We start from the raw sequence: 25886 nt of genomic DNA on the forward strand, positions 1-25886 counted from the left end.
TGATTGAATCGAAAAATCCGGAGTGGCGTGATCTAGCGATCCATTGGGGAAGACAGATGCTGATGCCACATCAAAGTATCCACGAAGAAAACGAACGGCAGCAAGGCCGCATTCAGCTTCCCATGGATTCTTCCCCTTCACTACGTTCAGGGTCAGAATGACGCGCCTTACGGATAGCTTAAGCCTTAGCCTTCTTAATCTCCTCAGTCAACGCAGGCACAATATCGAACAGATTCCCCACCACGCCCACATCGGCAATCTCAAAGATCGGAGCCTCAGGGTCTTTGTTGATCGCCACAATCGTGCTTGAGCCCTTCATGCCGACGATGTGCTGGATCGCCCCGCTGATCCCCAGCGCGAAATAGAGCTTCGGAGCGACAGTCTGCCCGGAGCTGCCAATTTGCCTTTCTAGCGGCAGCCAGCCGTTATCGCAGATAGGCCGTGAAGCCGCCACCTCGCCGCCGAGCGCCTTGGCCAGCTCTTCGGCCAGTGCGAGGTTTTTCTGCTCCTTGATGCCGCGTCCCACAGCGACGATGACCTCCGACTGTGAAAGATCGACCGCCTGCTTCGCTTCCTGAAAAACTTCGTGTGGCGTGACACGTGCCGGGCCATCGGCAACCGCAGCGGAAATGTTCTCGACGGTGGCCGATCCTTCCGCCTGGTCTCCGCGAAACGCGCCTATCTGGAAGGTCGCCAGCCACGGGCCGTCGGAGCCGAACGAGACATCCGCGGCAAACTTTCCCTGAAACATCTGCCGGGTAAACAGCAGCTTGCCATTCTCGTGCTTGTAGCCAATGGCGTCCGCAATGAGAGTCCGCCCTAGTGCAAGCGCCAGGCGGGGGGCAAAGTCGCGCACCTGATAGGTATGCGGAAAGAGCACCAGCTTCGGCTGCTTGTCCTGAATGAGCTGCTTCAGCGCAAAAACATAAGCGTCGGAGGTGTATGTCGCCAGCACCGGGGCCTCCAGCGCGTAGACGCGAACTACAGCTTTACCCGCCAGTTCCTGCGCGAGCGACGCGATGCCGCTGCCCGCGAGCACAACCTCGACGGTCCAGCCCATTTCTTTTGCGATAGCCTGTGCGCCCGCAATGGTTTCAAAGGAAACGCGGTTCAGCTTGCCTTCCCGCTGTTCCGCAACGACAAGAATAGTGTCTGCCATACACACCTCAGGGGAGCCGTAGCTCCCCTTGGTCGATTCAAATCTATAGGAAAGAAAATCTGGGTGCCCCAATTCTTTCGCGTTTTTTTTGCGAAAGGGTGGGAGACGACCCTTACAGGCTGGCAAACTCCGACCGGCCACGCTTCAAATACGTGCCGTACATGCCAAAAACAACCGCCAGCACGCCGGTAAAGATGTTGTAGTAGAGCATGGGATGGACTGCGCCAGGCGAATACGTGGCGTCCTGGCCTGACCACACCGTCAGCAGAATAGCGAAGAAACCAAACTGCCCGGCAATTACCTGGAAGGTCAGCCCCCACTGGCGGCGCTTGTCCAAAGCTTCTACGTCACGGGGCGTCAGGGCGCGTTCTTCAGCAGGGATATTCGTGTTGGCCATCGTGCTCTCAATCTCCTAAAAAATAGCGTCAAAAAATGGCGAAAATTCTATGGCAACCATTAAATCACGCGCGCGGTGTTTTTGAGATATTCCGTTACCTTGCGCGCCACTTCGGCAGCCGGTCCGTCGATCATTTCAGTCTTTTTCTGTTTTACCGGCACATACAGCCGCTCAATCTGCTGCAGGTTTTTGCTCAGTTTCGGCTCAACCTCTGCCCACGCAACCTTTCGGAGGGGCTTGTTCTTGGCCTGCTTGATGCCGATCAGGCTCGCGTAGCGCAGCTTATTGATGCCGCTCTGGATGGTCAGCACCGCAGGTGTCGGCAGGTCGACATACTGGTAGTGGCCGGCCTCTAATTCTCTTTTCAGGTGGAGGCCGGAATCGGTTTTTTCAATGCCGATGATGATCGTGGCATGCGGCAGCCCCAGAATTTCAGCCAGGAGAACGCCCGTCTGAGCCGCGCCAAAGTCGTCCGATTGCAGCCCGGTGACGATGAGGTCGAAATTCTCCTCCGCCACGGCGGCAGCGATCGCCCGCGCTGTATTGGTCGAGTCCAGCTGCACAAACTTGTCGTCCTCGAGATGAATGGCCCGGTCGGCTCCCTTAGCCAGCGCCTCGCGCAGCACCTGCTGCGATCGGGCAGGCCCGGCAGTGATCACGACCACTTCGCCGCCATGTTTTTCCTTCTGACGCAGCGCTTCTTCGAGCGCGTAGGCATCCGGCTCGTTGACTTCGTAGGAGACATCCTCTCGAATCCATGTGCCGGACTCGTTCAGCTTCAGCGGAGCATCTTTTTGCGGGACCTGTTTGATGCAGACAAGAATCTTCATAGGTGAACGCGCCAGTATATCGAATCAGGCAATCCACAAGCGAATCGGCTCGTATCCGATGCTATTCTCCTTGTCATCATGCAAAAGAAAATACTGGCCGCCATCGGAACAATTGCGTTCGTCTCGTCGGCGACTTTCGCATTTGCGCAGCAGCTCTCCGCTCCAGAGCAGGCCATGGTCAGCTACATCAAGGCCAACGAGCAGGCTTCGAATGACCTCCTCAAACAGCTGGTTGAAATCAACAGCGGCACGCGCAATCTTGAAGGCGTCCGCACCGTCGGCAAAATCATTTCGGGCCAGCTCACAGACCTTGGCTTCAAGACTCAGTGGATACCGATGGACGAGGTCAAGCGCGCCGGTGTACTCGTAGCCGAGCACCCCTGTCCGGAGCCGGGCAAGTGCGGCAAGCGCATGCTGCTCATCGGCCACATGGACACGGTCTTCGAAAAAGACAGCCCGTTCCAGACGTATACAGTCAACGGTCACATCGCCACCGGTCCCGGCACGAATGACATGAAGGGCGGCCTCGTCATCATGCTGTACGCGCTTAAAGCGATGCAGGCCGCAAATGTCCTGAAGCAGACTGAAATCACCATCGTTCTCAGCGGCGATGAAGAAGCGCATGGCGAGCCGGCCAGCATTTCGCGCCGCGACATGATCGCCGCAGCCAAACACAGCGACGTGGCGCTCGAGTTCGAAGGTACTCCGCGTGTGGATGGCGTTTACTACGGCAGCGTGAGCCGCCGCAGCTCTATCACGTGGCATCTCAAGGCGACAGGAGAAACCGGCCACTCGTCTGGAATTTTCTCTGACAGCAAAGGTTACGGGGCCATCTACGAAGTAGCCCGCATCCTCGACACTTTCCGCACGCAGCTTCCGGAAAAATATCTGACCTATAATGTCGGTCTCGTCCTCGGCGGCACGACAGTCGATGTAGGCTCAGAGGGAATATCGGGCAGCGCTACCGGCAAAGACAACGTCATCTCGCCAACGGCATACGCCAGCGGCGATATCCGCACCATCTCCAACGACCAGAGCGACCGCGTTGAAGCAAAGATGAAAGCCATCGTCGCCCAGCATCTTCCTAAGACCAACGCAACCATCGAGTTTGGGGAAGGATATCCGGCGATGGCTCCCACGGAAGATAGCCGCGCCCTGCTGAAAATACTGAATGGCGCGAATAAGAGTCTCGGCTTCACTGAAATGCCGGAACTCGATCCGATGAAGCGCGGCGCCGGCGACATCTCTTTCGTTGCGGAATATCTACCCGGACTCGCAGGGATTGGAGCTACGGGCGACGGCGCGCATGCACCCGGCGAGACCGTCGATCTTTCGGCGCAGCCGATCAATACGGAGCGCGACGCGCTGCTCATGTATCGGCTGAGCAGAGTGGATGCGAAGGCCGATCTGAAGACACTCAAGTCAGGGAAAGAAGCAAAATAGCTGGGCGAAGTGAAAAGGTAGAATCGAAATATGTCAGAAGATCAGCAGTGGCCTGCCTCCCTCCTTGAGCGTGCGAAAAAAATCCGTCTCTTTCTTATGGACGTGGACGGCACGCTTACCAATGGCGGTGTGTGCCTCATCTCGTTGCCTGATGGCGGCCCTGTTTCCGAGATGAAGATTTTTAATTCGAAAGACGGCATGGGCCTGAAGCTGGCGAACACGATGGGCATCAAGACCGGATTTATTACCGGGCGCAAATCGCCAGCCGTGCAGCAGCGCGCCAAAGAGCTTACCGTCGACTATGTCTACCTCGGTCAGGCAAAAAAGGTGGCTGCGTTTGAAGAGTGCATGCAGAAGGCTGGAGTCACCGAGGAAGAAGTCGCCTACATGGGCGACGATCTTCCCGACATGCCGCTGGCCCAACGTGCCGGACTTGCTGTTGCCGTAGCCGATGCTGCGCCGGAGCTGAAAGCCGCCTGCCACTTCGTCACAATCACACGCGGCGGAGAGGGTTCAGCCCGCGAAGTGATTGAGCTGATCCTGAAGGCGCAGGGCCGCTGGGAAGAAGCGATTCCGCGAGCGCTGGCTTAGGCAGACTGCAGAAACGCCACCGACTGAATCCCAGCGACTTCAAACCGCTTCCGGCAGCGAATATTTTTGCACGCTACCTGATCGTCTTTACGCACCATGTACGATTGCGCCTTGGCAAAGCGTGCGCGATCGCGCTCATCGGCATGACGCGGCAGCGAGGGACGCTTGCGGCGCACCAGCCACGCAAGCTGATACTCCTCTGCCTTTCCGCAATGCGGACAGGTAAGCGTATGGGTGCGCTGCTCATTCTGCTCGTTGAAAAAATCACGTTCTTCCATAGCAAATCACCCCTATCAACTTCGAAAGTATTTCATACTGAGGCGGTAGCTGGAAACCGCGCTGTCAAAGAGCACACATGGTAAAGAAGAAAGCTAAAAAGTTTTCAACAGTAAAGGCAGTCAAAGCCAACGCACGCGAACGTGTTGGACAGCCCAAAGCCGAGCGCGTGATTGAAGACAAGCCGCGCGAGGAACGCCGTAAGGCCAAGCACAAGCCAACACTCAGCGAAATCATGAACCGCGAGGAATAGCTATCGGCAAGCGCTCGCGGTCAGAGGTCGCTTCGGTATTAATCGCTCTCCTTGTTGCGTGCGCGTATCTTGAACCATATCGGTGAGCCTTCAAACCCGAAGGCTTCGCGAATCTGATTTTCGAGAAAGCGCTCGAAAGAGAAGTGCAGCTTCACGTCGCGGTTGGTGAAGAGGATGAACGTAGGTGGTGCCACTGCTGCCTGTGTCATGTAGAAGATGCGCACCTTTTTTGCCATCGGCACACTGGCGCGCTGGAAATCGACGCGTTCGAGAAAGCGATTCATCTGGCCGGTGGAGACGCGCTTGCGACGCTCTGCGGCTACGCGGATGACGGCATCGAGCACGCGATGAACATTCGTGCCTTCGGCAGCGGAGATGAAGAGAACCGGCGCATAGTTCAGATATTTGAGGGTGCGGCGTAGTTGCTCTTCGAAAATAGCGCGGTCGGCGGGAGGCTTGCCATCCGTGCGCTTCGAAGTGACTAAATCCCACTTGTTGACGACGATGACGACCGACCGGCCGCTCTCGTGCGCGTAGCCGCCAATGGTTGCATCGGAAGCGGTAACGCCTTCGGTGGCATCGATGATAAGCAGCGCTACGTCCGACGCTTCGAGATGCTTGCGCGCCATGACCACCGATAACTTCTCAGCCATCAAATGCGTTTTGCCTTTGCGTCGGATGCCCGCCGTATCGACGATGCGAAGCTGCTGTCCTGCGTGTTCGATGACTTCGTCGACGGCATCGCGCGTGGTGCCTGCGACGGGCGAAACGATCGCGCGGGAGGAGCCGGTCATGGCATTGAGCAGGGTCGATTTGCCGACATTCGGGCGGCCGATGATAGCGACGCGGGTCTCATGCTGCTGGAACTCGCCGTGTGTGCGATGCGGCGCTTCCTGCGGCGCTTCCTGCGGTGCTTCTTTCGCAGATTTCTCTTCGATGGGTTCTGGCAGATCTTCTTCGGCTTCAGGAAAGGTGAGGACGGCGAAGACCTCATCGAGCAAATCGCCGATGTTGTGTCCGTGTTCGGCGGAGATGGGGATGAGATTTTTGATTCCAAGGCGGCGGAAGTTTTCGGCTCCAGCGTCGAGTGCTTCGACGTCGATCTTGTTCACAGCCAGAAAGAGCGGCTTGCCGGTTTTTTGCAGCAAGCGGGCTAGGTCGATGTCGGGTGCGGCCAACTCGGTGCGTCCGTCGACGACCATGACAATGGCCTGTGCCTCTTCGAGTGCTACCCGCGCCTGGCGAAAGATTTCCACCGGAATCAATGCTTCCTCGTCCGGGACAATGCCGCCGGTATCGACTAGACGGGCAACATGGCCTTCCCACTCCACTTCGCCGTAGATGCGGTCGCGGGTAATGCCCGGCTCATCTCCCACGATGGAGCGGCGCGATCCGGTGAGGCGATTGAAAAGAGTGGACTTACCCACGTTTGGGCGGCCTACGATGGCAAACAGAGGTTCTGCTGCCGATTCAGCCGACTGTGGGTTCTTAATCTTGGCAGGGCGGGTTCTGCGCGTCGCGTTTTTCCTGGTGCTCAAATTCTTGCTCCTTTACGGTGACGCGCTGTGAAGGCGAACACTTGTCTATTATAGAAACCAGACTTCGCTGGAATTTCGCCTGTGCCATTAGACACCCAAACTACGCCCGCGCTGCCATCGCTCCACGACTTCTTCGCTCCGGGCGGAGTGCTGTCGCGTTCGAGCCTGCCATACGAGTTTCGCAAGGGGCAACTGGAGATGGCGCAGGCTGTGGAACGCGCCCTGAAAGAGCACAAGCACCTGATCGTAGAGGCCGGAACGGGAACTGGCAAGACGCTGGCTTATCTGCTACCTGCGTTGCGAACCGGGCAGCGGGTCATTATCTCGACGGGAACGAAGAATCTGCAGGAGCAGCTTTACTTCAAGGACGTGCCGTTCCTCGAATCGCTACTCGGGCCATTGCGCGTTACGTACATGAAGGGGCGAGCTAACTATCTCTGCCGCCATAAGTTATACGCACTGCGCGACCAGCCGATTCTGAATGGCCTGGAAGAAATTGAGCAGTATCGCACGATTGCCGAGTGGGAGAAGACGACTGAAACCGGCGATCGAGCCGAGATCGATTCGCTGCCGGAGACGAGCGCGGTATGGGGAAAGCTGGATGCGCGCAGCGATGCCTGCCTGGGACAGAGCTGTCCTAACTATGAGCGCTGCTTCATTACGGAGATGCGCCGTAAAGCGGCGGAAAGCGATGTCGTCATCGTGAATCACCATCTCTTTTTTGCTGATCTGGCCATCAAGCAGCAGGCCAAGGCCGCGCCCGATGCAGGCGTGCTGCCGGATGCGGCGGCGGTGATCTTTGACGAGGCGCATGAGCTGGAAGATGTGGCATCGAGCTATTTTGGCATCAGCTTGAGCAATGTGCGCTTTGAGGAGCTGGCGCGCGATCTGGAAACGATGCTGCGCTCGAAGCAGGCTTTGAGCAGCGGTCTGCAGTCAGCCTCGCAGCTGGTGCGTGAGCGGGCGCGGATGTTCTTCGGCGCTCTGCCAATGAGCGCGAGCGGCGAAGGTCGCATGCAGTTCGGCAATCGCGAAGAATTTCTGGAAACACAGGGCGATCTTTACATTGCGCTGATGAATGCGCTGCATCGGCTGGAGGGCGAACTGGAGCGGGTACGCGGTGTAGAAGAGGCTCCAGGGTTGAAGAAGCGCGCGGCGGATGTGCGCGAGCACTTGAAGTTCCTGATGGAAGCCGACGATCGTAATACCGTCTTCTGGCTGGAGCGCCGCAATGCCGGACGAGCGCGTGAGGCGGGTCGCAACACGTATCTGCAGGCGACGCCGATTGATGTGTCGCAGCTCTTGAATGAGTTGCTCTTCGAGAATTTCCCCAGCGTAATTCTTACCTCGGCAACGCTCACGGTGCAGAGCGGATTCGAGCATATTCGCAAGCGCGTGGGTATGCGCGATGCGCGCGAACTGGTGGTGCCGTCGCACTTCAAATATGGTGAACAGGCGCTTCTTTATCTGCCTCCGGATATGCCAGACCCGCGTGATCCAAATTTTCAGGATCAGGCGACGAAGCATATCCGCCGCGTGCTGGAGTTTTCCGAAGGCCGCGCTTTCTGTCTTTTCACCAGCTATCAACAGATGCGGGATATCTATGAGCGTTTGTTGATGGAAGTGCCGTATCCGCTGCTGCTACAGGGGAATGCGCCGCGTCGAGCCTTGATTGAGGAGTTCCGTACGACGCCGAATGCTGTGCTCTTCGGTACGTCGAGTTTCTGGCAGGGTGTGGATGTGCAGGGCGAGGCACTGAGCTGCGTCATCATCGACCGCCTGCCGTTTGCTGTGCCGACAGATCCGGTGGTGCAGGCGCGCATGCGCGCGATTGAAGAGGGCGGTGGCAGTCCGTTTTTTGAATACCAGGTGCCGTCGGCGGTAATTACGCTGAAGCAGGGTTTCGGGCGACTGATCCGCTCGCTTGAAGATCGCGGCGTGCTGATGCTGCTCGATCCGCGCATTCAGCGGCAGAGGTATGGGCGCGTTTTCCTCGACAGCCTGCCGCCTTATCGCATCACGCAGGATATGGCCGCGGTCAGTGATTTCTTTCACAAGCCCGGTTCGTTAGCATAGAGCAAGGAAGTATGGCCCGGAACCTCTACATTCTCGCTGGAACGCTGCTGCTGTTTGCCCTGATTTCTTTTGGTATGACGTTCGTTGGCCGGTCACAAACCGGGTTGCCAGGCAACGGAACCTTATGGGCAACAACCGCCTTATTTCTAACGGTAGGCGGCCTGATTGTGGCCCTCTGCGGTGTGATGACGGCCATGTTTGAACAGGTGGATCGCCGTGCTGAGGAGAAACGCTACCAGGAGCGCAGCCGCAGGCCCCGCCGCTGAGAAACGTTACAATAGAGAAGGGCATTTCTGCCCGAGAGAGCTAAGCAAGCATGTATGAAGTAACTGTAGAGCGCGGGTTTTCCTCAGGACACTACCTGCGCAATTACAAGGGCAAGTGCGAGAATCCGCACGGCCACAATTACAAGGTGCGCATCACGCTGCGCGGGGAGCGGCTGGACCACGCCGGTCTACTGCTGGACTTCAAGGAACTGAAGCATGTCATGCTCCCGGTCATCGATCGCATCGATCACCAGATGCTGAACGACCTGGAGCCGTTTACGGAGATCAATCCGTCGGCCGAAAATCTCGCGCGATACTTTTACGACGAGACGAACAAGCAGCTCGCCGAAATGACCGATGGCCGCGTGCACGTAAAAGACTGCACCATCTACGAGACCGACACCACCACGGCGACGTACTACGAGTAACCTGCCTTGTATCTGATCGAAATTTATAAATCTGTTCAGGGCGAATCGAGCTTTGCCGGCCGGCCGTGCATCTTTGTGCGGCTCGCAGGATGCAATCTGCGTTGCTCCTGGTGCGACTCGGAGTATACGTTCAAAGGCGGCTACAAGCTGTCTGAAGACGAGGTTGTCGCCGAGGTAGAGAAGCTGGCTCCGGTGAAGCTGGTCGAGTTTACCGGCGGCGAGCCTCTGTTGCAGGAGCGCGAGCTGATTCCGCTGATGGAGCGGCTGTTGACATCCGGCTACGAACTGATGATCGAGACCAGCGGCGAGCGGCCTCTGGATCGTGTGCCTGCGGCTGTGCACAAGATCGTCGATGTGAAATGTCCTGGCTCAGGCGAGGGCGACAGCTTTCGTATGAGCAATCTCGACTTTCTGACAAAGCGGGATGAGGTGAAGTTCGTCATCACGAATCGTGGTGATTATGAGTTTGCCCGCGATTTTATTCGCGAGCACTCGCTCGAAACCCGCGCTGGTTCCGTGCTGCTGTCACCTGCGTTTATTAAGACGCCAACGCCAGTTCGAAGCACGGAAAACTGCATGCTCGATCCGCGTGAGCTGGTGGAATGGCTGCTCGCCGATGGGCTGGAAGCGCGGCTGAGCCTGCAGATTCACAAGTATATCTGGGAGCCTCAGAAAAAGGGTGTTTAGAAGCGGCACGTCAAGACTTTATTCTCATCACAAAATATCCATCATTCTGACGACCGAAGGAAGGAAAAATCTCAAGCCCGCTTCATTAGAGATTCTTCGCCTGCGGATCAGAATGACGGGCGGCTTATTTCAAAAATTGAATTAAGCCGATCTGCCTCACTGCGGCTGCGTTTGCAGGTACTTGTCGAACGGAATTTCGAAATAGAACAACTCTTTGCCGTCAGCGTCTTTAATCTCACGGAAGACCAGCTTAGCGCCTTTCAACGGCGCGTTGCCTAATCCCTGAATGTCGTAGAAGAGGAATCCGGCGCGCGTGGTGTGCGGTTCCACTACGAGGGCTGCATATTCAAATTCTGAAAAATCCTCTTCCACTTTGCGGTTTGGTGTCTTGGGTTTGGTATGCAGCTTGATTGGGCCGACGGGGATATGTTCCCCCTCTTTGTCTCGGAGTGAGATGCGGCGCTCAATGTCACCCGCTTCAGCTGCGGGAAGACGTTCACCGTGGGCGGGAATGAAGTTGATGCGAACGTCATTGAGCGATATGGGGCGGTCGCCATTATTGGTAATGATGATGCGGATGGGAAGGAACTGGTGATCGAGATAGTTCACGCGAAAGGTCTTGATCTGCTCTTCCGTGTTGTATGGGACCGCGGCGATGGCCACGTGCTCGTTCTGGTGGATATCGACTGCGGGATAAGTCGCAGCGTCTTTCGCCTGTTGGGGAGCATGTTCGAAAGCCAATGAGTTTCCAACACAGCAGGAAGCCAGTAGTGCCAGAGATAGAAAAGATCGTACGCGCATCATCCTGTGGACGATTATCATCAACGGTTAAGACTTCAGTAAAGTGAGATTGGTAAGCGGATGCTGTTTCTCTACAGCCTGGCCCTCGCTCTTGTGCTCGTCGTGGGCTCGCCGTACTGGCTTTTCAGGATGCTTACCAGCGGGAAATACCGCGAAGGACTAAGCGAACGGCTGGGTTTCGTGCCTCGCCGTCTGCGGACCAGGACGGGCGATCCAGTGATATGGGTGCATGCCGTCTCGGTTGGTGAACTGCTCGCCGCCTCGCGCATGATCGAGGAGCTAAAAGCGCGATTGCCAGGCTGGCGAATCGTTATCTCGACTACGACAAAAACTGGACAGGCTCTCGCACTGCAACGATTCGGCGCTGAGAATGTTTTTTACTTCCCGCTGGACTTTGCCTTCGCGGTACGGGCATATCTTCGCGCTCTGCAACCGCGCATGCTGGTGCTGATGGAGACCGAGTTCTGGCCGCGCCTTCTTATTGCATGTCGCCGCTCGCGGATACCGATCGCCGCGGTCAATGCGCGTATCTCGGATCGCTCATGGCCACGCTATTTGCGGCTGCGCTTCTTGTGGAGACATCTGCTCGACGGCCTTTCGCTCGTACTCGCTCAAAGTGACACCGATGTAAAGAGGCTGCAAGCCATCGGCGCCGCGAATGTGCGCTATGGCGGTAACTTGAAATTCGACGTTCGTTCCGTTGCGCCCGCTGCGGTAACGCAGGCTCTGGCAATGCAAATCGCGGATGGCACGAAGGTCCTCGTCTGCGGAAGTACGCTCGAGGGCGAGGAAAGCATGCTGATCGCTGCCGCGCCAGCCGATGCTCTGATCGTGATTGCTCCCCGTCATCCTGAACGGTTCGATGCCGTGGCGCAAATGCTCCAACGCAGCGGCAGACCGTGGGTGCGGCGTTCGCAGTGGATGACTGCGCCTGCGCCGATTACGTCCGGGACGGTCTTTCTGCTTGATTCGATCGGCGAGCTGGCCTCCGTCTATTCGCTGGCAACCGTCGCGTTTGTTGGCGGAAGCCTGGTGGCTGCCGGTGGTCACAATCCTCTTGAAGCGGCGCAGTTTCGTATTCCGGTGGTGATGGGGCCGCACTATGCGAATTTTCGCGCAATCGTCGATAGGCTGAGGCTCGATGATGGCATTCGCATTGTCGAACCGCCATCGTTGAAAGAAGCGCTGGACGAGCTTTTTCGCGACGAAGAGGCTGCATTGGCGATGGGAGCGCGCGGCTATGCAGTCTTCATATCGGAAGCGGGAGCGACCGCGCGCGCCGTCGATGCGTTATCGGCAGTTGTGGAGAGTAGGCAATGATACAACGCGCTCTGCTTCCGCTGGTACCGCTGTATGCCGCCGCGATCGCAGCGAAAAATGCTGCCTACGATCACGGCTGGGCGCATCCGGATAAGCTGCGGTGGCCGGTCATCAGCGTCGGAAATATCTCTGTTGGCGGATCAGGAAAGACGCCGCTGGTGATCGCACTGGCAAAGCTCTTCACCCAACACAAAATTCACGTCGACGTGCTTTCGCGTGGATACGGACGCAGCTCACACGCCATCGAGCGCGTCGATCCTGCCGGAAGCGCAGAACGCTTTGGTGATGAGCCTTTGCTCATTGCGCAGTCAGCTCAGGTTCCGGTGTATGTGGGCGCGAGCCGGTACGATGCGGGTCGTCTGGCAGAAAATGAACAATCCAGCACCGGGGTTCACCTGCTCGACGACGGTTTTCAGCATCGCAAGCTGGCAAGAAATGTAAATATAGCGGTCGTCCATAGCAGCGATTTAAGGGAGAGCCTGCTGCCTTCCGGCCGTTTGCGAGAGCCTCTGAGCGCCTTGCGTCGAGCGTCGATTCTGGTCCTGCGCGAAGAAGATGCTGAGCTTGAGAATCAATTGGCCCAGCGAGGAATCAAGAAGCCCGTCTGGTGGATAAGACGTTCACTCACAGTTCGACCGGACACGGGAAGCGTGCTGCCTTTCTGCGGCATCGCGCGTCCGGAAGAGTTTTTTCAGTCGCTGCGAAGAGAGGCGATCGCAGCTGTGGCGACGCATGCCTTTCGCGATCATCATCGCTACAGCGAGCGTGATATGCAGCAGCTGATTACGAAGGCGCGGGCAAACTCGGCGCAGGCTTTTCTTACTACAGAGAAGGACTGGGTCCGCTTAACACCGGCGCAGCGAGATAGCCTCTCAGCGGTTGCGCCTCTGCAGATCGCTCGTCTGGAGGCCGTTCTGCAAAACGAAGCCGCCGCATGGTCTGAGCTTGAACGGCTTCTGCCCGCAGTTTTCTCTCGTTCCTTGTGAGAAAATCAAAGTTTGTCAACAGAAAGTCAGCAGTTGCGAGTACTCATCGTACGGCTGGGCGCTATGGGCGATATTCTTCACGCTCTGCCGGCCGTCACGGCGCTGCGTGCTGCGCATCCTGAGTGGTTTATTGGCTGGGCCGTGGAACCGCAGTGGCGAGGATTGCTCGCAGCATCCTGTGTGAAGGCGATAAGCCACGAAATGCCTATCGTAGACCGGCTGCATATTGTGCCGGCGAAGGACTGGGGACGACATCCCCTGCGTGCGGAAACGATCAAAGATATTCGTCGCACCCGGCATGAACTGCGCGCTGCGCGTTACGATATCTGCGTTGATCTGCAGGGAGCCGTGCGGTCGGCTGTACTGGGCAGGTGGGCGCATCCCAAGCGGCTGATCGGTGAAGAGAAGCCGCGGGAATGGGCAGCTCGTTATCTTTTCGACGAGCAAATACCGACAACTGGTACGCACGTCATCGAACAGGCGATAGAAGTAACGAACGCAGTGGCCCACGAACAGCTTCCAGTCATGCTGCCGTGGCTGCCTGTAAGTGAAGCAGCCGAGCGGTATTGTGATGCCAGTCTTGCGGCGTTTGATGGAAAGCCATTCGTGATCCTGAACCCCGGCGCGGGCTGGGGGGCGAAGCGCTGGCCAACAGAGCGCTACGGCGAAATGGCTCGCAGATTTTCAGAAATAGGCTATGGAGTGGTCATCAACTCCGGCCCTGGAGAGGAAATGCTGGCAACGGAAGTGAATGCGACGAGCGGAAATATTGCATTGCCGCTTTCGCCAGCGCTGGATGGGTTGATCGCGCTTATGCGGCGCGCTTCGCTGGTGATTGCCGGCGATACCGGTCCGCTGCATCTCGCATCGGCTCTCGGCAAGCCTGTGGTCGGCATCTTCGGTCCTACGGACCCGGCGCGCAATGGTCCTTTTGGCGGTGCTTTCCGCGTGCTTCGGCATCCGGAAAGCAAGCGCGACCACAGCCGCCGCGCTGAGCCCGAGGCCGGATTACTGACAATTTCGCCTGATGAAGTATGGAGCGCTGCAATGGAGTTATTCCCCGATGGCCGCTGACTGGAGCCGAATCGCGCGCCGCATTCGCGTGCCGATGGGATTTGTTTTTGCCGGTGTGTATTTATGGCTGGCTCGACCCACGCTCATCTCCATGGCGTGGAGCCTGCTGATGGTTGTGCCCGGGCTATGGCTGCGAGGCTACGCTGCTGGATACGTGAAGAAGAACGCCGAGCTGACGATGACCGGTCCCTATGCCTACACACGGAATCCGCTCTATCTCGGCTCCATGCTCATCGCCTTCGGGTTTGCGGCAGCGTCGAAGAGCGTCATCATCGTCGTGCTGCTGGCGTTGCTCTTTGCGTTGATCTACATTCCCGTCATCCGCTCGGAGGAAGCCTTTTTGCGCTCGAAATTTCCGGATTTTGATGCCTATGCCGCTAGTGTTCCGCGTTTGTTGCCGCGTTTACGCCCGGCCCGCGTGGCAGATAGCGAACCGGGGCGGTTTTCTTTTCCTTTGTACCGCAAACACCGCGAGTACAATGCTCTTATGGGTGCAACGGCCATCTATGCTGTGCTTGCCCTCAGAATCTTTTTCAAGCACTAAAAAGAGTGAGCACGGATATTGACCTGGCTTCGTAGACTTCTTCCCATTGTTCTTTGCTTTTCGTTGCTGGCGGGTGCCCGTGCGCAAAATGCGCCGCCGTTGCCTGCTCCCCATCCCGGCTTGGGACTTCCGGCAAGACAATCGCTCACCTATACCGTCGATTGGCGTGTTTTTCCTGCAGGCACGGTAACGTTCCGGCAGGAAGCCGATGGCGATGTGCAGCGCATTACAGTCACGGGCGATTCCATTGGTGCGGTCAACCTCATCTATCGCGTCAGTGACCGCTTTCAGTCATCGTTCAATCGGCGTACGGGCTGTTCGATTGGGTTCAGCAAGCAGCTGATCGAAGGCCGGCGCCAGGTGAACAGCGATCTGAAATTCAACTATGCCCAGAGTAAGGCGATCCTCGATGAGAAGAATCTCGTCTCAGGAATCAGCAAGCATCAGGAGTCCTCGATTCCATCTTGCGTAACCGATCTTCTTTCCGCCATTTTTTACACGGCCACACAGCCACTACAGGCTGGACAGAGCTTTGTGGTTCCCGTTTTTGACGCGGGGAAAAATATTCCTGTCACCATGAAGGCGGAAGACAAGGAATCGATCAAGACGCCTTCAGGCACCTATCAAACCGTCCGCGTTCAGCCGCTGGCGGACGCTGGCGTAGTGAAAAATCGCGGAAATATCTGGATCTGGTACACAGACGACGAGCGCCACATTCCGGTGCAAATGCGTGCGCGTCTCTTCTGGGGAACCATTACCTTCCAGCTCACCAATATCGATCAGAAGTAAGTTATTGGATTCGGTAGCGCTCGCGCATCAGCCGCTGCAGGCGCGGCTTGTAGATCAGGTTGTAGGCCAGCTCCTTATCCGGAAACATGGCGAGTGCGGCGCGTCGACTGTCAGCCACCATCTCGGCGGCCTCATCTACTGTCAGGGTTGTATCCTGGCTGATGACTGACATCACCATGTTCATCATGATCTGCAGACGGCGTATTTTCCGCTGCTCTTCGCGTAGCTCTTCCGGGGTCTGCTGTGGGGTTTCGCTTGTAGAAGAATTGTGCTGGTTATGTAGCAGGTCGCGGTCAGCATTCACTTCGCCTGGGCCCATTGCTTGTCCTCCATTGGCGGGCTTGCTTGCACGCATCGTACAACGCTGGAGATGCGCAGCAAACGGAAAAGATGTCGGACGTGCCTGAATTGGCACTCTTATCGTGCAGGTGCCGGATCCCACGCAGCAGCGGTCACGTTTCTTCCATCGAGATAAAACGTAGATGCGCCGAGCAGATCGGTGCGCCAGGTGCGAACATGCGCGTCCTCCAGCTTGTTCAGCGTTTCCATCTTTGGGTGGCCGTAGTAGTTGTGTCGTCCCACAGAAATCGCCGCGTATTCGGGAGCGACCGCATACAGAAATTCAGGTGTGGTAGACGTCTTGCTGCCGTGATGTCCGATTTTCAGCAGGTCAGAGTGCAGGCCGCCAAGCGCCAGCATGCGCCTCTCGCTGGGGGCTTCCGCATCGCCCTCGAGCAGCGCGGACGTATGGCTGTAGCTCACGCGCAGCACAAGTGAGTCATCATTTGCAGGCGCGCCCTTGGGTATGTAGTCGGCTGATGGAGAGAGCACGCGAATATCAGCGCTGCCAAAGCGAAAGGCATCCCCTGCAACATGTTGTTGCGTTTTGATGCCGAGTGTCTTTGTCTCGCGCAACAGTCGATCGTAGGCTGGGGAATCGGGATTGCGGCCGATCCATAGCTCGCGTGGGCGAAAATTTGCGAGCACCGCAGGCATACCGCCGATATGGTCTGCATGCGCATGCGTAATGGCGACGGCGTCAAGCCTGCGAATACCGCGCGTCCATAAAAGCTGCGACACTACATCTTCGCCGATATCAAATTTCGATTCAGGAGAAGCCCCGGCTAGTCCGCCTGCATCGACCAGCAGTGTTTTGCCGTCAGGAGTAACGACAAGCAGAGCGTCGCCCTGCCCGACATCGATGGTTGTAACTTCGAGCGCACCCGGGCGATAGTGGATGCGGTGCGGCAACATGCCTACGATAGCCGCTCCGGCCAACGATGCCAGCGCAATGGAGATGGCGAATCTGCGCTGACGGATGATCCATATCGCCAGGGCAATTCCAGCCATCCAGACCGAAACCGCTATTGCCGATGGCGTCGCGATGCGCAGATCACCTGTCATCGAATCCGAAAATAGATGGATGGTCCACAGCACCAGGTGCAGGAGTGCCGCAGTAACAGCAGCCGGTACGAAGGCAGCGACGGGCACGAGCAATACGGCCACCAACGTGAGGATAGCGGACGGAAGCAGAATTCCCAATAGCGGGACCACGAGCAAATTGACCGGAAGCGCAACGGCAGTAATGCGATGAAAGTAGAGCGCCATTGGCAATGATATGACCAGCTCGACGACGACAGAAACCAGCAGAAGCTCAGTGGCACGCAGTATCAGACGAACCAGGAACGGGACGCTGTTTGCCGCATGTCGGCCGAGGAGAAAACGCGCATGCTCGACGACAAGGCGTAGACTCACCCGAAACTGTGCGACGCGGGGCGGCAATTTCGGATCGACGGAGAGCATCCACAGATCGCGTAACGCCGCGAGATAAGGCGCAAATGTTTTTTCCGCGATTGGTGCTGCAATGCCAGCTATGGCCAGCACTGAGAGCAGCGTCATCTGAAAGCCGGCTTCAAATAGAAATCGCGGATTTACAGCAAGCAGGCCGAGAGCCGCGAATCCGATCGCGTTCAGGGAGCTGCGATCGCGCCATAAAAGTCTTCCGATCAGAAAAAGTGTGATCATCCAGAACGAGCGCTGTACCGGATGACCGAACCCGGTAAAGAGCGCGTAGCCGAGAGAAAGAAGAATAGTAGCGAGTGTCGCTGTCACGCGTGGAAGTCGAAATGTTTTTGCAAGAAAGAAGATAATTCCGGCAAAGATCGCAAGGTGCATTCCCGAAACAACCAGCAGATGAAACGAGCCGGTGCGCTCAAAGCCGGTGCGTATGCCGCGCGACAGATAGCTGCGGTCTCCGGTCAGCATGGCCGTCAGCATGGTTGCGTCTTCGCGATCTAGCCGAAGGAAAGACGGAAGCTTCGTCGATTGCCGCTCGGCGAATGCGATTAACCGTAAGCTGGCCTCTTGCTGTATCGAATGAAGTCTGCAAGTGAGAGACGCATGCGATGCGGCGGAGATAACTTTGAAGGCGGATAGTTTGACACTGCCCAGTGCTCCTATGCCTTCATCGAGCATATAAGCGCGCTCATTCCACACTCCCTGGTCGAGATATCGATCAGGCTGCCGCATCGTGACATTCGCCTGTATCCGATCGCCGCATGCGATCTTTGGAAAAGCCACTTCAACTTGCGCATAGATGCCGAGTGAAATCCCGCCGGCAACAGGGCGCATATCGGCCGACGCGATCCTCACCTGCAGCTGCATACTTTGTTCTTCGTGCACTTTATCCGAGAAGGGGAGCGAAGATTCGATGCGCCGCAGAGGTCCGGTTCTGATGACTCTGGCCTCGACCATGTGGGGCGTTCCATCTGCAAGTTGAGTCAGCTGCGCTTGAGGAGCGGGCCACGGTGTTGCTTCCGCGCAGAAGGATCCCAGCAACAGGAAGAGAATTGCAAGTGGCAACAGCGAGAGCCGCTGCGCTGTGTGTACTGCCACTAGAGAAAGTACAGCGCAGAGTGAAATTCCGATGAGCAGGAGATCTGGCGAGAACCAGAAAAAGTGAACTCCAACTATGCCAGTCGCAAAGCAGAGAGCCGCAAAGAGCAGCGGCAGAAAGTGGAAACGAAGCGGCGCGGTAACCGGAGAAAACGGGACGGGTTGGGTCGCAGCCTGCGGCATAAGACTACCGCCTCAGCACTCAATCGATGGACAACATCGTGACGCTTTCCAAGTGAAAGGTCTGCGGGAAAAGGTCCACCATATGCATGCTTGCGAGGCGATAGCCGGATTCTACCAACGCGTGCAGGTCGCGCGAGAGCGTCGCCGGGTCACAGGAGACGTAAACCATGGTCCGTGGCCTTACTTTGGTAAGCAGCGCTGTGATATCGGCGCCAAGTCCGCTTCGCGGCGGATCGACGACGACCAGGTCCGGTGTAGTGTCGTGTTTATGTCGCAGAAAATCGAGAGTGCTACTTCGGATAGCTTGACTGTCTGGTAGATTCTTGCCCATGTCGTTGGATGACGATGGCGCAGCTTCCACTGCGATTAGTTTCTCGAATTTCTCACGCAGCGGCAGCGAGAACAATCCAACGCCCGCGTACAAATCCCATGCCAGTCTGCCTGAGTGATCTGCGGTAACAAGCTGGATCAGACGATCAACCAAAAAACGATTCACCTGGAAAAATGAGCCGATGCTTACCTCGTAAGAATGTTCGCCGGCACGATAAGTGAGCGCCTGAGCTTGCCAGGCGAACAGCTTATTCTCAGTCTGGTTTTTCTCTGTGACAAACACCGCAGCGCCTGAAATGACCGGCAAGTCTCGCTGTAACATTTCACAGAACTGGCGGAGCTTCTCAGAGAGCTCTCGATCTCGCTTGCGCGTCCATAACGAGACAAGCAGTTCGCTTTGCTCTTCATTTGTGAAGAATTCGATCTCCTCGAACTCTGAAATGTAAGCCGCGCCGATGCGCGTCACGATAGCAATCGCCTGCTCGACGATGGGAGCAGAGATGGGGCAATGCGTGATGGGGAGATTTACATGCGAGGCTCGGCGTTTATAGCAAAGTGCGAAGGGCTGTCGTTGAATATGCAGACGTGCGCGGTTGCGATATCCAAACGGTGCAGCATGTATAGGAATGATTTCAGGCAGATGGGACAACTTCGCGCGCTCAAGCGTTTCGCGCAGAATGCCAAGCTTGATTTCAATCTGAGCAGAATAGTCGGCGTGTTGGTATTGACATCCGCCGCAAGCGCCGAAGTATTCGCATGGTGCAGTGGCCCGGTTCTGCGTAGGCTCCAGCACTGCGTCCAGCTCGGCGTTGGCGAAGCTGCGCTTGTCCTCGGTGATGTGCGCTTCTACTAATTCGCCCGGCAACGTAAAAGGAACAAAGATAGCTTTGCCTTCTGCGCGCGCTAATCCAGCGCCGCCATAGATGCACTTTTCAATCTGCAGCTTCATGACTGGCTCATATAGAAGAGGCTCATGCGTGGCAGCCGATATTTTTCCAGCAGGCGCTTATGCAGGAACTGCTGCTCGATCTGGCGAATTTGCACCACCTGCATGCGCCTGCGGTATGGAGCCAGCTCGCGCGACGCCTGCTCTCGTACCGCAGCAAGATCGGCCTCTGGAGTGGTGGTCAGAAGCGTAGCAAAGAGCTTTTCTTCGAGCACGGTGAGAGTGCGTTCCAACTCTTCGACATCTGGCTGTTCGGTACGGGCCCCGATCGCCAGCCCTCGCAATCGCTGACTCATCTCTTCCGCCGTCTCCCGCGCGACGCCAATCAAAGAGGCGGCTTGGAGTTCAGCCGCGCAAGATTCAAGATGTGCGGCGATGCGTTCCGCTTCAAATCCCGGAGCAGGTGTCTCAGAATCACGAGCAGGCGCAGCGCCGACAGAAGCTTCTTTCATCTCTTCAACTGCCGTCATAACCTCCTGCGTGCAGTATGCGAGACCATTTACACGACGCACCCGCGCATGCGCTCTTCGCGCCTCATGCTTTTCAAAGGCAGCGTCGATGCCGCGCAGTACAGCCTCGAGGGGAACGCCTGCTTCGCGCCATATTTCTATGAGCGCCCAGTCGAGTGTTGAGAGCAGCAGCAGCGATCCACGTCGCCGCTGGAAGTGTTCTTCGATTTCAGTAAAGTAATTGAAATAATTTTCCACGGTTACGTCAGGTTGTCACGAACGCGGCGATTGCGTAGCGGTCTTTGCCGTGTGATTGCGCTCGTAGATAATTCGCAGTCCGTCGAGAGTGAGCATGTCATCCACGGCAGAAATATATTTCGATTCGCCCGCGATGAGATGCGCGAGTCCGCCAGTAGCCACGCATTTCGTCTCTGAGCCCAGCTTGGCAATCATGCGTTCGAGAATACTGTCGACGAGACCGATGTGCCCATAGAAGAGGCCAATCTGCAGATTATCAACAGTGTTGGTGCCAATGATCTTTGCCGGACGCTTGATCTCAACTCGCGGCAATCGCGCTGCGCGGGCAAACAATGCTTCAGCAGAGATATTCAGCCCCGGAGCAATGGCGCCACCAAGGAACTCACCCTTGCTCGATATCACATCGAAATTTGTCGCCGTGCCGAAATCCACAACGATGCTGGGGCCGCCATATTTCTGAAACGCGCCCACGCAATTGGCAACGCGATCCGCCCCCACTTCGCTGGGGTTGTCGGTAAGAATCGGCAGCCCGGTCTTCACGCCGGGTTCGATAAACAGCGGCTTGTGGTTGAAATAGCGCTCGCAAAATTGACGCAGAATCCAGTCAATCGGAGGCACGACAGAGGCGATGACGATGCCGGTGACAGCCTTGCTCTCCACGCCTTTGCTCTGCAGCAGACTTTGCACGAGTATGCCGTATTCGTCTGCGGTTTGCGTATGCCGCGTGCTGATGCGCCATGTTGCCTGCAGGTCGCCGATGCGACCTCCTTCCATCATGGGATAGAGCGCGATGATTGTATTGGTGTTGTTAACGTTGAGTACAAGCAGCATTTATTTTCCAGAAGTATCTTTGAATTCGCGCACGCCGCCGGAGAAGACCGTACGCAATCCCTGCGCTGTGCGCACCTGTAAGAAGCCGCGAGCATCCAGGCCCTCGGTCAATCCATCGAAGCCGTCCATCTCTTCCACGTGCACCTGCTTGCCGCGCACCCAGCTCGATGCCTTTTCCACGCGCTCCAGGACAGATTGCCTGGAGGCAGCGGCGTTCGCCGGATCAGAGAGCGCAACCACCTCGCGATGAAGTGATTGTAGCAGGGTAAGCAGCAGCTCCTGCCGTGGCCACGTGCGTCCTGTTTCGACATGCAGAGACGTGGCGATATTGCGCAACTCAGGCGGAAACTGCTGCTGGTGCACATTGATTCCGATGCCGATCACAAGATGGCGGACGCGTGTGACCTCAGCGTTGAGTTCCGTAAGAATGCCGCAGAATTTTCGCGGACCGAAGAGCAGATCATTAGGCCAGCGCAGATCGCATGACAGAGTCGTTGTCTGCATGACGGCATTGCGCACGGCCAGCCCCGTAGCGAGGGAGAGCCACAGCACGTCCGCCGGAGCCATGCGCGGACGCAGCAGCACGCTGACGTAAAGACCAGAGCCTGGAGGCGACGACCACGCATGTGCCCCGCGTCCACGTCCGGCTGTTTGCTCATCGGCGAAATACACTGAGCCATGCTGCGCGCCTGCTTCTGCCTGCTGCATGGCATGCGTATTGGTGGAATGAATCGACGGGAAAAACTGCAGCTTGCCTGCAAACGGTGTGCCACTCAACGCTCCGTCGAGCGCAGGTATGTCGAAGGCATCCTCAATCATCAAAGATCGCTCAATAAATCTCAGCCGTGATCTTCATGCTTAAATCTACAGCGACAGCGGAATGCGTCAGCGCTCCGACAGAGATGTAATCGACACCCGCAAGCGCGTATTTGCGAATGTTCTCAAGCAGAATCCCGCCGGAAGCCTCAATCGGAATCGTCAGTCCGCGACCGCGCACAATGCCGACGGCTTTCTTTACGTCTGCGGGCGTCATGTTGTCCACGAGCAGTGATTCAGCGCCATGATCAAGGGCCGTTTCCAGTTCCGCGAAGCTACGCACTTCGATGTCGATAGTCTGCCCCGGCTTACGCAGCTCGTGCGCGCGTTTCAGTACCTTCTCAATACCGCCGCCCAGCGAGATGTGATTGTTCTTGATGAGAATGCCATCGGAGAGATCGAGGCGATGATTTTCGCCGCCACCGCAACGAACCGCGTACTTGTCGAGAATGCGAAGGCCGGGAATCGTCTTACGGGTGTCGAGAATGCGCGTGTTTGTACCTGCGATTGCGTCAACGTACTGCCGCGTCATGGTAGAGATACCGCTCATGCGCTGCATCAGATTGAGAATCACGCGCTCGCAGCCAAGAATGACGCGGGCATTGTGGCGAATCACGGCGATAGCCTGACCCGTTTTCACGCGCACGCCTTCAAAAATCTCCGGGTGACTGATGACTTCGTAACGCCCACTGTCACGTTTATCGAGCTGCGCAAAAATTTCCAGAAAACGCGGAATGCAGCCGAGGCCGGAGATGGTGCAATCCTGCTTGGCGACAATAGTGGCCGAGGCGCGCAGGCCGGGCTCAATCGTGATCGCTGTTGTTATATCGCTGGTGGCTTTATCTTCCACCAGCGCCTGCTCCAGAATTGCCTCAATCCGCCTGCTCTTCCAATCCATGTATTCCTCGTTGTTATGCGAGTTGTTCCAGCTTTTCGATCGCGTCCAGCGTTTCCTGGCGTAGCATCGCAGCTTCAGATGCCTGTTTTTTTAAACCCGTAACTACCTTTTCAGGAGCCTTGGAAAGAAAGCCATCATTGCCAAGCTGGCGTTCCGCATTTATCAGAATTTTGTCGTATTGATCCAACTGCTTGCGCAGCCGCTCGCGCTCGGCGACAACATCGATTTGCTTTTCGTAAGATGAGCCGACGGTAAAGCTGGCCGTTGTTCTTGTATTGCCGGGGCCAAGATTCCACGTAGCTGGAAAGTCGATTGCAGAAACACGCGCGAGCCTCTCGATGATCGAGCGGTTGGTCTCGGCAAGATGCTGGAGAGTGTCCGGGCCAGCGATCTGAATCGCAACCAGCTCGCGCTCGGGCACGTCGAGATCTTTGCGCAGAGCGCGCACGGTCACGATCAGCTCCTGCAGGATCGCCATTTCACCTTCTACCGAGGCGTCGAGTGCTTCTTCCAGAGGCTGCGGATACCGCGACAGCGCAATCGACTTGGCTGGCGTCTTGCCGTCATACACTGCATGCCACAGCTCTTCCGTAAGGAAGGGCATGAAAGGCGAGAGCAGTCGAAGCGCCGCTTCGAAAGTACTCAGCAGCGTGGTCAATGCAGCTCTGGTCGCAGATTTGTCAGCGTATTCGCCGAAGTCCAGCCGCAGCTTTACGATCTCCAGATACCAGTCGCAGAAATCGCCCCAGAAGAATTGATAGACGAGGTTTGCCGCCTCGTGGAAACGGTATTCCCCTAACGCCCTGTTTACTTCTGCTGCTGTGTTGTTCAGTCGCGAGACGATCCAGCGTGCTTCGATCGGAGCGTTTTCATCCGGACCGAACGAATTTACCAGCGTCCTGGGATCGACAAAAATGCCGGATTCCGCAGCGCGGTCCACGTTCATAAAGATGAAGCGCGCCGCATTCCAGATTTTGTTGGCAAAGGCGCGATAGCCTTCCGTGCGAGACTCACTGAAAGCAATATCGGTTCCCGGCGAGGCCATCGATGCCAGCGTGAAACGCACCGCATCCGTCCCGTACTTGCCAACAATCTCGATTGGATCGATCACGTTGCCCTTGGTCTTAGACATCTTCTGCCGGTCGGCATCGCGCACCAGAGCGTGGATATAGACTTCGCGGAAGGGCACAGCATCTTTCAGTGTGCGCTCGGAGCCATCGGCCATCGGCATATCAAGCATGAAGTGGCAGCCGAGCATAATCATGCGCGCCACCCAGAAGAAGAGAATGTCGAAACCGGTAACCAGAAGCTGAGTGGGATAGAAAATGTCGAGATCGTGGGTGTGGCGCGGCCATCCGAAGACGGAACAGGGAAGCAGCCCGGACGAGAACCACGTGTCGAGCACATCTTTTTCCTGCTCTAAATCTGTGCTCTTGCAATGCGAGCACTGTGCAGGTGTCTCCCTCGCCACGGTGATCTGCTTGCACGTTCCGCAGTGCCAGGCAGGAATGCGGTGTCCCCACCAGAGTTGGCGTGAGATGCACCAGTCGTGGATATTGCGCATCCACTCGAAATAAGTCTTCGCATACTGCTCAGGCGAAAACTTGATGTAGCCTTGCTCGACGGCGGCGATGGCCTTATCTGCCAGCGGCTGAATCTTAACAAACCACTGTGTCGAAAGCCGCGGCTCTACCACGCTCTTGCAGCGGTCGCATTTGCCTATGGAGTTCGTATGATCTTTCGCCGCAACCAGCAAGCCCTGCGCTTCAAGATCAGCCAGAATGCGCTTGCGGGCTTCGTAGCGGTCGAGCCCGGCGTAAGCGCCGCCCTCATCGTTGATGTGAGCCGTCTCGTCCATTACGTTGATGGAGGGCATCCCATGCCGTTGCCCGAGGGCAAAGTCGTTGGGATCATGCGCAGGCGTCACCTTCACCGCACCTGTGCCGAAATCGGCGCTCACCCACGCGTCGGTAATGATGGGAATCTCGCGGTTCATCAAGGGCAGCCGGAGGCGCTTGCCGTGTAGATGTTTGTAGCGCTCATCGTCTGGATTGACAGCCACGGCAACGTCGCCAAGCATGGTCTCCGGACGCGTTGTAGCAATGGCGAGAAACTGCCCCGGCTCTTCTACGACCGGATAGCGAATCTCCCACAGCTTACCCTGCTGCTCTTCATGCACCACTTCCAGGTCACTGATCGCAGTCTGCTGCACCGGACACCAGTTCACGATGTAGGCACCGCGGTAGATCAACCCCTGCTCGTGCAGCCGCACAAAAGCCTCGCGCACGGCTACGGAGAGGTGGTCGTCCATGGTGAAGTATTCGCGCGACCAGTCCACGCTCGCGCCGAGACGCTTCATCTGGTCGAGAATGGCTCCGCCGTAGTGCTGCTTCCACTGCCATACGCGCTCAACGAAGGCTTCGCGGCCAAGTTCCTGTCGCGTAGTATTTTCCGACGCGAGCTGGCGTTCCACCATCATCTGCGTCGCGATTCCGGCATGGTCCGTTCCCGGCAGCCATAGCGCCAGGTCGCCCCGCATGCGCCGCCAACGCGTCAGAATGTCCATCTCCGTCTGGTTGAGCATGTGGCCCATGTGCAGGCGGCCGGTGACGTTCGGCGGTGGCAACAGAATGGTAAAAGGAGAGGCGGCGGGAGCGCCTTCGGGAGTGGGCACGTCGAAGAGACGTTCGCGCACCCAGTATTCCGCCCAGCGATCTTCAATCGCTGTCGGATCATAAGATTTGGGAAGATCGTGCGACATTTTGAAGTGAACCTAACCTTTCACGATAAAGCATTTCGCCAATGGGTGCATGCGCCTCACA

26 protein-coding genes are annotated in these 25886 nt (G+C 56.9%); 12 read left to right on the forward strand and 14 right to left on the reverse strand.

Annotation, left to right across the window (positions count from 1 at the left end; genetic code table 11):
- Positions 1–178: 178 nt before the first annotated feature.
- From GSQ86_RS16820 to GSQ86_RS16830, 3 genes are all read right to left on the reverse strand, one after another.
- Complete coding sequence (locus tag GSQ86_RS16820) at positions 179–1159, reverse strand: electron transfer flavoprotein subunit alpha/FixB family protein (RefSeq protein ID WP_158751086.1); 981 nt, start codon at positions 1157–1159, stop codon at positions 179–181.
- Between the two features lie 112 nt (positions 1160–1271).
- Positions 1272–1556 (reverse strand): hypothetical protein, encoded by a 285-nt coding sequence (locus tag GSQ86_RS16825; protein WP_158751087.1) that lies wholly within the window; start codon positions 1554–1556, stop codon positions 1272–1274.
- 59 nt (positions 1557–1615) lie between these two features.
- On the reverse strand, positions 1616–2386 hold the full coding sequence (locus GSQ86_RS16830; protein ID WP_158751088.1) for an electron transfer flavoprotein subunit beta/FixA family protein: 771 nt from the start codon (positions 2384–2386) through the stop codon (positions 1616–1618).
- Between the two features lie 78 nt (positions 2387–2464).
- Between GSQ86_RS16830 and GSQ86_RS16835 the strand changes: the two genes are divergently transcribed.
- Together GSQ86_RS16835 and GSQ86_RS16840 are read left to right on the forward strand one after the other, a co-directional pair.
- The gene (locus GSQ86_RS16835) at positions 2465–3829 is read left to right on the forward strand and encodes a M20/M25/M40 family metallo-hydrolase (protein ID WP_158751089.1); all 1365 of its coding nucleotides are present in this window, start codon (positions 2465–2467) and stop codon (positions 3827–3829) included.
- 30 nt (positions 3830–3859) lie between these two features.
- On the forward strand, positions 3860–4420 hold the full coding sequence (locus tag GSQ86_RS16840; RefSeq protein ID WP_158751090.1) for an HAD family hydrolase: 561 nt from the start codon (positions 3860–3862) through the stop codon (positions 4418–4420).
- Here the strand turns inward: GSQ86_RS16840 and GSQ86_RS16845 are convergent.
- Positions 4417–4698, reverse strand: coding sequence for a hypothetical protein (locus GSQ86_RS16845; RefSeq protein ID WP_158751091.1), 282 nt, complete (start codon positions 4696–4698; stop codon positions 4417–4419). The two genes, GSQ86_RS16840 and GSQ86_RS16845, sit on opposite strands and share 4 nt — an antisense overlap.
- Before the next feature lie 77 nt (positions 4699–4775).
- Between GSQ86_RS16845 and GSQ86_RS22870 the strand changes: the two genes are divergently transcribed.
- Positions 4776–4949: a hypothetical protein gene (locus GSQ86_RS22870; RefSeq protein ID WP_174239987.1), complete on the forward strand. Its 174-nt coding sequence runs from the start codon at positions 4776–4778 to the stop codon at positions 4947–4949.
- A 38-nt stretch (positions 4950–4987) separates the two neighbouring features.
- Here the strand turns inward: GSQ86_RS22870 and der are convergent, their stop codons facing one another.
- Positions 4988–6487 carry a ribosome biogenesis GTPase Der gene (der, locus tag GSQ86_RS16850; protein WP_371720669.1) on the reverse strand — a complete coding sequence of 500 codons (1500 nt, stop codon included), beginning with the start codon at positions 6485–6487 and terminating at the stop codon, positions 4988–4990.
- An 81-nt stretch (positions 6488–6568) separates the two neighbouring features.
- Between der and GSQ86_RS16855 the strand changes: the two genes are divergently transcribed.
- Genes GSQ86_RS16855 through GSQ86_RS16870 form a run of 4 tightly spaced genes read left to right on the forward strand, consistent with a single transcriptional unit; the run spans position 6569 to position 9944 of the window.
- Entirely contained in the window at positions 6569–8563 is a 1995-nt protein-coding gene (locus GSQ86_RS16855) for an ATP-dependent DNA helicase (protein WP_254062450.1), read from the forward strand.
- Between the two features lie 11 nt (positions 8564–8574).
- Positions 8575–8829 carry a hypothetical protein gene (locus tag GSQ86_RS16860; RefSeq protein ID WP_158751092.1) on the forward strand — a complete coding sequence of 85 codons (255 nt, stop codon included), beginning with the start codon at positions 8575–8577 and terminating at the stop codon, positions 8827–8829.
- A 50-nt stretch (positions 8830–8879) separates the two neighbouring features.
- Positions 8880–9257 carry a 6-carboxytetrahydropterin synthase QueD gene (gene queD, locus GSQ86_RS16865; protein WP_158751093.1) on the forward strand — a complete coding sequence of 126 codons (378 nt, stop codon included), beginning with the start codon at positions 8880–8882 and terminating at the stop codon, positions 9255–9257.
- A 6-nt stretch (positions 9258–9263) separates the two neighbouring features.
- The gene (locus GSQ86_RS16870) at positions 9264–9944 is read left to right on the forward strand and encodes a radical SAM protein (RefSeq protein ID WP_158751094.1); all 681 of its coding nucleotides are present in this window, start codon (positions 9264–9266) and stop codon (positions 9942–9944) included.
- A 156-nt stretch (positions 9945–10100) separates the two neighbouring features.
- Here the strand turns inward: GSQ86_RS16870 and GSQ86_RS16875 are convergent, their stop codons facing one another.
- Positions 10101–10685, reverse strand: a complete 585-nt coding sequence (locus GSQ86_RS16875) for a hypothetical protein (RefSeq protein ID WP_158751095.1) — start codon at positions 10683–10685, stop codon at positions 10101–10103.
- 120 nt (positions 10686–10805) lie between these two features.
- Between GSQ86_RS16875 and GSQ86_RS16880 the strand changes: the two genes are divergently transcribed.
- From GSQ86_RS16880 to GSQ86_RS16900, 5 genes are read left to right on the forward strand one after another with little or no spacing between them, the layout of a single operon-like run.
- Complete coding sequence (locus GSQ86_RS16880) at positions 10806–12065, forward strand: 3-deoxy-D-manno-octulosonic acid transferase (protein WP_158751096.1); 1260 nt, start codon at positions 10806–10808, stop codon at positions 12063–12065.
- On the forward strand, positions 12062–13051 hold the full coding sequence (lpxK, locus tag GSQ86_RS16885; protein ID WP_158751097.1) for a tetraacyldisaccharide 4'-kinase: 990 nt from the start codon (positions 12062–12064) through the stop codon (positions 13049–13051). Before GSQ86_RS16880 ends, lpxK begins: the two co-directional genes overlap by 4 nt.
- 12 nt (positions 13052–13063) lie before the next feature.
- Complete coding sequence (locus GSQ86_RS16890) at positions 13064–14125, forward strand: glycosyltransferase family 9 protein (RefSeq protein ID WP_254062451.1); 1062 nt, start codon at positions 13064–13066, stop codon at positions 14123–14125.
- The gene (locus GSQ86_RS16895; protein ID WP_158751098.1) at positions 14115–14669 is read left to right on the forward strand and encodes an isoprenylcysteine carboxylmethyltransferase family protein; all 555 of its coding nucleotides are present in this window, start codon (positions 14115–14117) and stop codon (positions 14667–14669) included. Before GSQ86_RS16890 ends, GSQ86_RS16895 begins: the two co-directional genes overlap by 11 nt.
- A gap of 18 nt (positions 14670–14687) precedes the next feature.
- On the forward strand, positions 14688–15458 hold the full coding sequence (locus tag GSQ86_RS16900; RefSeq protein ID WP_254062452.1) for a DUF3108 domain-containing protein: 771 nt from the start codon (positions 14688–14690) through the stop codon (positions 15456–15458).
- A gap of 1 nt (position 15459) precedes the next feature.
- Here the strand turns inward: GSQ86_RS16900 and GSQ86_RS16905 are convergent, their stop codons facing one another.
- From GSQ86_RS16905 to GSQ86_RS16940, 8 genes are all read right to left on the reverse strand, one after another.
- Positions 15460–15777, reverse strand: coding sequence for a hypothetical protein (locus tag GSQ86_RS16905; protein ID WP_254062453.1), 318 nt, complete (start codon positions 15775–15777; stop codon positions 15460–15462).
- A 98-nt stretch (positions 15778–15875) separates the two neighbouring features.
- The gene (locus GSQ86_RS16910; RefSeq protein ID WP_158751099.1) at positions 15876–18536 is read right to left on the reverse strand and encodes a ComEC/Rec2 family competence protein; all 2661 of its coding nucleotides are present in this window, start codon (positions 18534–18536) and stop codon (positions 15876–15878) included.
- 19 nt (positions 18537–18555) lie between these two features.
- Positions 18556–19815, reverse strand: coding sequence for a 23S rRNA (uracil(1939)-C(5))-methyltransferase RlmD (rlmD, locus tag GSQ86_RS16915; RefSeq protein WP_158751100.1), 1260 nt, complete (start codon positions 19813–19815; stop codon positions 18556–18558).
- Positions 19812–20519 carry a hypothetical protein gene (locus tag GSQ86_RS16920; protein ID WP_158751101.1) on the reverse strand — a complete coding sequence of 236 codons (708 nt, stop codon included), beginning with the start codon at positions 20517–20519 and terminating at the stop codon, positions 19812–19814. Before GSQ86_RS16920 ends, rlmD begins: the two co-directional genes overlap by 4 nt.
- Positions 20520–20534: 15 nt before the next feature.
- Positions 20535–21350, reverse strand: coding sequence for a type III pantothenate kinase (locus GSQ86_RS16925; protein WP_158751102.1), 816 nt, complete (start codon positions 21348–21350; stop codon positions 20535–20537).
- A complete protein-coding gene (locus GSQ86_RS16930) occupies positions 21351–22169 on the reverse strand; it encodes a biotin--[acetyl-CoA-carboxylase] ligase (RefSeq protein WP_158751566.1) in 819 nt (272 codons plus the stop codon). It abuts the gene before it with no gap.
- 10 nt (positions 22170–22179) lie between these two features.
- Positions 22180–23064 carry a carboxylating nicotinate-nucleotide diphosphorylase gene (gene nadC / locus GSQ86_RS16935; protein ID WP_158751103.1) on the reverse strand — a complete coding sequence of 295 codons (885 nt, stop codon included), beginning with the start codon at positions 23062–23064 and terminating at the stop codon, positions 22180–22182.
- Between the two features lie 13 nt (positions 23065–23077).
- Complete coding sequence (locus GSQ86_RS16940) at positions 23078–25825, reverse strand: valine--tRNA ligase (RefSeq protein ID WP_158751104.1); 2748 nt, start codon at positions 25823–25825, stop codon at positions 23078–23080.
- Between the last annotated feature and the right edge of the window lie 61 nt (positions 25826–25886).

Source organism: Acidobacterium sp. S8, from assembly GCF_009765985.1.
In the GTDB taxonomy this organism is placed as follows: Bacteria; Acidobacteriota; Terriglobia; order Terriglobales; family Acidobacteriaceae; genus Alloacidobacterium.

Bases quoted from the DNA above. Each gene is read 5' to 3' on its own strand.
- GSQ86_RS16820 (WP_158751086.1), bottom strand. From the start codon at position 1,159: ATGGCAGACACTATTCTTGTCGTTGCGGAACAGCGGGAAGGCAAGCTG.
- GSQ86_RS16825 (WP_158751087.1), bottom strand. From the start codon at position 1,556: ATGGCCAACACGAATATCCCTGCTGAAGAACGCGCCCTGACGCCCCGT.
- GSQ86_RS16830 (WP_158751088.1), bottom strand. From the start codon at position 2,386: ATGAAGATTCTTGTCTGCATCAAACAGGTCCCGCAAAAAGATGCTCCG.
- GSQ86_RS16835 (WP_158751089.1), top strand. From the start codon at position 2,465: ATGCAAAAGAAAATACTGGCCGCCATCGGAACAATTGCGTTCGTCTCG.
- GSQ86_RS16840 (WP_158751090.1), top strand. From the start codon at position 3,860: ATGTCAGAAGATCAGCAGTGGCCTGCCTCCCTCCTTGAGCGTGCGAAA.
- GSQ86_RS16845 (WP_158751091.1), bottom strand. From the start codon at position 4,698: ATGGAAGAACGTGATTTTTTCAACGAGCAGAATGAGCAGCGCACCCAT.
- GSQ86_RS22870 (WP_174239987.1), top strand. From the start codon at position 4,776: ATGGTAAAGAAGAAAGCTAAAAAGTTTTCAACAGTAAAGGCAGTCAAA.
- GSQ86_RS16860 (WP_158751092.1), top strand. From the start codon at position 8,575: ATGGCCCGGAACCTCTACATTCTCGCTGGAACGCTGCTGCTGTTTGCC.
- queD (WP_158751093.1), top strand. From the start codon at position 8,880: ATGTATGAAGTAACTGTAGAGCGCGGGTTTTCCTCAGGACACTACCTG.
- GSQ86_RS16880 (WP_158751096.1), top strand. From the start codon at position 10,806: ATGCTGTTTCTCTACAGCCTGGCCCTCGCTCTTGTGCTCGTCGTGGGC.
- lpxK (WP_158751097.1), top strand. From the start codon at position 12,062: ATGATACAACGCGCTCTGCTTCCGCTGGTACCGCTGTATGCCGCCGCG.
- GSQ86_RS16895 (WP_158751098.1), top strand. From the start codon at position 14,115: ATGGCCGCTGACTGGAGCCGAATCGCGCGCCGCATTCGCGTGCCGATG.
- GSQ86_RS16905 (WP_254062453.1), bottom strand. From the start codon at position 15,777: ATGGGCCCAGGCGAAGTGAATGCTGACCGCGACCTGCTACATAACCAG.
- GSQ86_RS16910 (WP_158751099.1), bottom strand. From the start codon at position 18,536: ATGCCGCAGGCTGCGACCCAACCCGTCCCGTTTTCTCCGGTTACCGCG.
- rlmD (WP_158751100.1), bottom strand. From the start codon at position 19,815: ATGAAGCTGCAGATTGAAAAGTGCATCTATGGCGGCGCTGGATTAGCG.
- GSQ86_RS16925 (WP_158751102.1), bottom strand. From the start codon at position 21,350: ATGCTGCTTGTACTCAACGTTAACAACACCAATACAATCATCGCGCTC.
- GSQ86_RS16930 (WP_158751566.1), bottom strand. From the start codon at position 22,169: ATGATTGAGGATGCCTTCGACATACCTGCGCTCGACGGAGCGTTGAGT.
- nadC (WP_158751103.1), bottom strand. From the start codon at position 23,064: ATGGATTGGAAGAGCAGGCGGATTGAGGCAATTCTGGAGCAGGCGCTG.
- GSQ86_RS16940 (WP_158751104.1), bottom strand. From the start codon at position 25,825: ATGTCGCACGATCTTCCCAAATCTTATGATCCGACAGCGATTGAAGAT.